At 41.4% G+C, this 5,478-nt stretch carries 5 protein-coding genes; all 5 read left to right on the forward strand.

Annotated features, from left to right (window positions below; translation table 11 throughout):
- Window positions 1-323 precede the first annotated feature (323 nt).
- The 5 genes from AA84_RS0113685 (at window position 324) to AA84_RS0113705 (ending at window position 5,093) form a co-directional block, all read left to right on the forward strand.
- The gene (locus AA84_RS0113685) at window positions 324-1,619 is read left to right on the forward strand and encodes a C40 family peptidase (RefSeq protein ID WP_028977670.1); all 1,296 of its coding nucleotides are present in this window, start codon (window positions 324-326) and stop codon (window positions 1,617-1,619) included.
- Window positions 1,620-1,857: 238 nt separating this feature from the next.
- Entirely contained in the window at window positions 1,858-2,610 is a 753-nt protein-coding gene (locus AA84_RS0113690) for a hypothetical protein (RefSeq protein WP_028977671.1), read from the forward strand.
- Between the two features lie 10 nt (window positions 2,611-2,620).
- On the forward strand, window positions 2,621-3,355 hold the full coding sequence (locus AA84_RS17975) for an ATP-binding cassette domain-containing protein (protein WP_051578040.1): 735 nt from the start codon (window positions 2,621-2,623) through the stop codon (window positions 3,353-3,355).
- A 23-nt stretch (window positions 3,356-3,378) separates the two neighbouring features.
- Window positions 3,379-4,503 carry a sensor histidine kinase gene (locus AA84_RS18450; protein ID WP_051578044.1) on the forward strand — a complete coding sequence of 375 codons (1,125 nt, stop codon included), beginning with the start codon at window positions 3,379-3,381 and terminating at the stop codon, window positions 4,501-4,503.
- Complete coding sequence (locus AA84_RS0113705; RefSeq protein ID WP_028977672.1) at window positions 4,491-5,093, forward strand: response regulator transcription factor; 603 nt, start codon at window positions 4,491-4,493, stop codon at window positions 5,091-5,093. The genes AA84_RS18450 and AA84_RS0113705 overlap by 13 nt, the downstream gene beginning before the upstream one ends.
- Window positions 5,094-5,478: the final 385 nt, after the last annotated feature.

Consider the following 5,478-nt stretch of genomic DNA (forward strand, 5'->3'; position numbering starts at 1 on the left):
AGCGAGCAGCTGGAGTGTCGTTTGTGCACAAGGTGATGAACAAAGCCCGAATGGAAGGCGGAAGTAAGGACCGGGCGTATTTTGCCCGGTTTTTCTTATATATACAGGGAAGTCAAACGCTTTTCTCTGAAAAAAGAACGATTTCGGGATAAATCGTTCTTATATTACAATTGTGTTTCATTACGACATATAAGCTTAATATCTGTTCGGAATATGACGGTGCTATAATAAAAAAGTCGATAGAACAGATGAAATGAAACAATAATGAACAACAGAAAATAGAACAAAGAGATCTATTGTTTTGGGGAGGAACTAGGCCGATCATGAAAATGGACAAGAAGAAAGCGACCGTGACACTGGCACTGACGTTCGGACTGACATACTCTACTTTAGCACCAAATGTTACATATGCAGCACCAAATCTTGCAGAAATTAATAGTAAAACTGCGGCACAGCAATCATTGAAAGCGCAGTTGACGAAGCAGCAGAAGAAGATTCAAAACGAATTGGATGCAATGAATAAGAAGCAATTGAACCTCACAAGTCAAATTAGTGACGGGCAAGCTAGAATCAACAAAACAAATGATAAAATTGGTGTGCTGAAAGCGGAGATCTCTGAGATAAACGAACGCATTGAACAACGTAAAGATATCCTGAAAGATCGTTTGGTTTCCATCTATAAGAACGGCGGTTCAGTAAACTACATCGATGTGTTATTTGGTTCAAAAAACTTTGGTGACTTTATTGATCGAACGGTCGCATTGACAACCATTACAAATCAAGATCAAAAGATCATTACAGATCAAAAAAATGATCAACTTGCTGTAAATCAGAAAAAGGAAAGTATCGAAAAAAAGCAGGCAGCTAACGTTGCTCAATTGGAAAAAATGAAAAAAACGCTTGCTGAAGTTGTTGCTCTCCAAGATCAGAAAAAGATTGCGGCCAAAGCGCTAGAAAGCAAACAAGACGGTGTATCCGCACAACTTGCATCCTTGGCAAGTGCGGCGGAAGACTTGAAACGTGCGGCCGTTAAGCCTGTTTCTTATTCCACTTCAAACGACTCGGTTTCCAAATCGAGTTCAGATGCTTCGGATTCAAATGAGTCAAGCTCAAATAATTCGGGGTCAAATGAGTCATCAACGACAAAATCGGCAGATAAAGCAACGCGCAATGGAGGGGCTTCAAACGACTCGGATTCCAGTCAAAGTCAATCGGTTGGTTTGTCCGCATCCGTCGCTACCGGCGGTATTTCTGGTATTCTCAATTACGGAAACCAGTTTATTGGTCGTTCAACTTATGTATTTGGCGCTTCGAATCCTTCAGCAAGACAATTTGATTGCTCCGGTTTTGTCCATGCAGCATTTGCAGCCAATGGAGTCGGAGTTGGACGTAGTACCGGTGCGCTAGTAAGTCAGGGACGAGCAGTCAGCTTTAGCAGCGCGCAACCTGGCGATCTTGTTTTCTTTAATACGTATAAAACCAACGGACATGTCGGTATTTATCTTGGCGGCGGTCGTTTTATCGGTTCCCAAAGCAGTACTGGTGTTGCCATTGTGAGCATGAGCAATCCTTATTGGAAGTCTAAATTCAGCGGTGTTGTACGCAGAATCCTTAATTGAAGGTTCATTTGTTCGATTACCATATAGAAAAAGTTAGGCGCGAGAATATTTATTCTCGTGCTTTTTGTATTTTCAGAACGATGAGTGAGGCGGATCGCGGCTGTTTCGCTACAAAAAAGATGACAGGTGTCATTCCCTTTTTATGATTACTGGAACTAGTTGTAGGGAAGCGTGTGACGTAAACTTCATTATAGAAGCTCATGATTATTTAATCGAGTGAAGTGATGGAGGAAAGCTTATGACTCTTTTTCCAATGACAAAACATTTTTTACGTGTAATGGTGTACTATAAAGTCAATTTTATTTTCAGTTTTGGCGTGCCGCTTGTATCGATCATTTATTCATTACGCAAATATATTTTTCGACATCCTGAACAAAAAGAAACGATAGAACTAATCATCTTTTGGATCAGCTACATGATTGTACTCTATGCATTGATGGATAGCGGATCTGCACTCGTACGATTGCGTGAAGAGCAATTTTTAAAAATGTTCCTCTTTATTTCCAGAAACAAATGGAAAGTGATTATGGCACGGTTCTTTTCGCATCTGATTGTGCTGACCGCGTCTGCTGTACTGTTCGACTTGATTGCAAGTATCCTTTTCTCGTTACCGTTCGGCACACTCATTGGAATAACCGCTGTTATGATCTGTGTTTGCGTTATTCCTGTTTACAGCCTGTTTTTGCTTTTTGCTGCACTACCGTTTCGGCAGGAAACCATTCAACCCATTGTTAACTTGCTTATATTCTTTTTCCTTATTATTACTCTGAATCATTTTTCAGGTACGACTACCTTCTTCAACGTTTTACTGCTCCTTACTAATCCAATGAATTATGCATTTGATGTTGGCTTGACCTTTTTATCGTTTCTATCTTCAAATGATGCACCACCGGTATCTTGGCTGCTCTTGCTATTGATATCCTGTATTTACTTAATCATCGGTTTCGTTTCAATCATCAATATGAAAATCCTGCCAATCTTTAGAAATTGAGGTGAGTATGATGAAGATTCGACATTTAACTTACAACTACCCTAAAAACCATAAGCTAATCTTTGACAATCTGTCCTTATCCATCGTTCCTGGGAAAGTTAATGTTTTGATCGGGATGAATGGAGAGGGAAAAACAACACTTTTTGATATTGTGTCTGATTTAGTTAAAACCGATGCTGAAATGAACGATAGGGTACCGATTAAGGATATTTTATATCAAATACAAGGGGTCCCCATTCTTAGTACGATTAATGGCAAATCTCTCGCTGAATTAATTCTGTGCTCAAGTGGACAGTATCATTTGAAGGATATAACTCCGAAGCTCTTTGAACCTCTCTTGGGCAATGATCCGGACTCAGTACGAAAAATTGCATATCTTTGGAGGATGCAATATGGTAAAATGTCCCCGGGCGAGCGCCGTTGGATCACAATATTACTCTATTGTCTGATTAATAAATCCCTGTATCTGTTTGATGAACCAACTGCTGGAGTCGATCGTTATTCTGCCAATCAAATTCTCAGACAAATACAAATGCTTAATAAAAGGAAGAAAAAAACAATTTTTATTGCAACGCATCAAATTGAGGACGTGGCGTACTTCTCTCATTTTCAGATTCATGTACTCGCTCACGGTCAAATTGTGCTATGCGAAGATCAGGACAATTGGATTAAGGAAGCAAAGAAAAGTAAATTACCCTTTCTTAAGGCGTGCATTAATGATTTAATCCGCTGCAGAACTGAATGAATCGACGAGATGGAGGTGCTTATATGAAACTCTTTCCAAAATCGGTTGGGCCCTATCCCTATCTCTGGATGCTGATTATTTTTCCACAATTTTTTTATAATGCCTTGCACGTCGATCACTTGACGAATCGAATGATCACAGTAATGGCAGGAATCATTCTGATCTATGTCTTCCGACAGATGTATTGGCTCGACCACAGCGCATTACTCATCCATTTTCAGATTTGTTTGGCGGCGCTGTGTGTGAGTAGTGTCATTATCGACCCATCGATGATGTTTTATGGCCTTGGCTTCGTATTTTTGTTCGGTTATATTGAACGTGTAAGAGATTTAGTATTGGGCATCGTCAGTCTCACGCTTGTCTACATCATTGTCTCGGCAATTTCTGACGGTTCTCCGATTGCTTTCATTAGAAAATACCAGTTCATTCTTTTTATCATTCAGGCCGTTATTCCCATTGCCGTATTTTTATATGAACGAACGCGGAAGTTGCATCATCAATTAAATCAAGCGAATGAACAGATTGTGAGCTTGGTTAAAGAACAGGAACGAAATCGTTTTGCACGTGATCTCCACGATACATTGGGGCACACATTGACCATGGTTATCCTCAAATGTGAATTGGCCACGCGACTCATGGACAAAGAAAGTGATCAAGCAAAACTGGAACTGTCTGAAATTGAAGCGATTACCCGGACAGCACTGCGGCAGACACGAGAACTTGTTACTTCAATTAAATATCGATCTTTGCAGGAAGAACTCGATGATACGAAGCGGTTTCTTCAAAACAAGAGAATATCGGTATCGGTAGATTCTCCAGAAAGTTGGCCGCAACTTGGAACAAAAAGTGAGACAATGCTGAGTCTTGCGCTCCGAGAAGCCGTTACGAATGTTGCCCGGCACAGTGATGCAAAACGATGTACGATTAAAATTATGGTTCAAAATCAGAAATTTTGTCTTGTGGTTGACGATGATGGCGTTGGCTTTGAGGGAGATGGATCAGCGGGAAACGGACTGCATACCATGCAGGAACGAATGATGTTGATCGGTGGATCTGTTGAGTTCGTTAAAAAAGAACCAGGGACTACACTACGATTTCAATTGCCACTGAAGAAGAGAAAGGTGGAAGCCGGCACATGCGAATCGTGATTGCAGAGGATCAAGGCATGCTGCGTGGAGCGCTTGTCCAATTACTTGATATGGAAGAGGACTTTTTGGTCGTTGGACAAACGGATAACGGTGATAAAGCGCTGGCGCTTATAGAGGAAACACAACCAAATCTAGTTATTGCTGACATCGAAATGCCAGGTATGAGTGGCTTGGATTTGGCGGAGCAACTGAAGAATTGCAAGAGCCAATGTAAAGTAGTCATTGTAACAACTTTCGCACGTCCTGGATATCTTGAACGTGCGATGAAAGCAAATGTTTCCGGTTACATATTGAAGGACGAACCGATTAATGACTTGATGGATCATTTACGGTTGATCGACAAAGGCGGAAAATTCATCAGTCCTGAACTTGCAGCATCCTTTTATTTTTCTGAAGAAAATCCTTTAACGGATCGTGAGTGCGATTGTTTGCGTCTCGTATTATCCGGCCATACCACCAAACAAATCTCCGATATTTTATTTCTTTCGCAAGGCACAGTACGCAACTATTTATCAACAGCGATGCAAAAATTGAACGCAGGTTTACGCATGGAAGCGGCGAAAAAAGCTCAAGACAACGGCTGGCTTTGAGCCGGGAAAGTAGCGCTTTTCTCGCAGGATAAGAAAGTATAGGATTTTGCCCTGTCTTCAAGCCAATAGACCCTTGTCTTGGCTAAGAATCAAAGCGGAGGGGCTCTGGCGCCAGCGGGATCGCGTTTAGTTGATGCGTGCCAGGCGAGACGAGACCCCGCAGATTTCTGTTTGTCTGAGGAGGCTCCGGTGCACCCGTGGAAAGCGAGCAATCGGAGCGGTGATTCAGCACTGATAAGACACGAGTCCATCGCACATGGCTGGAGATAAAGGACCAAGCACAGCTTGGTTTTTCTCACAGGTAAAGAAAGTATATGATTTTGGGGGTATCGCAGTGAATATGACTGTGATACCTTTTATTTATGAAACCTAATATTCTTAAACG

Source organism: Sporolactobacillus terrae DSM 11697 (assembly GCF_000648615.1).
In the GTDB taxonomy this organism is placed as follows: domain Bacteria; phylum Bacillota; class Bacilli; order Bacillales; family Sporolactobacillaceae; genus Sporolactobacillus; species Sporolactobacillus terrae.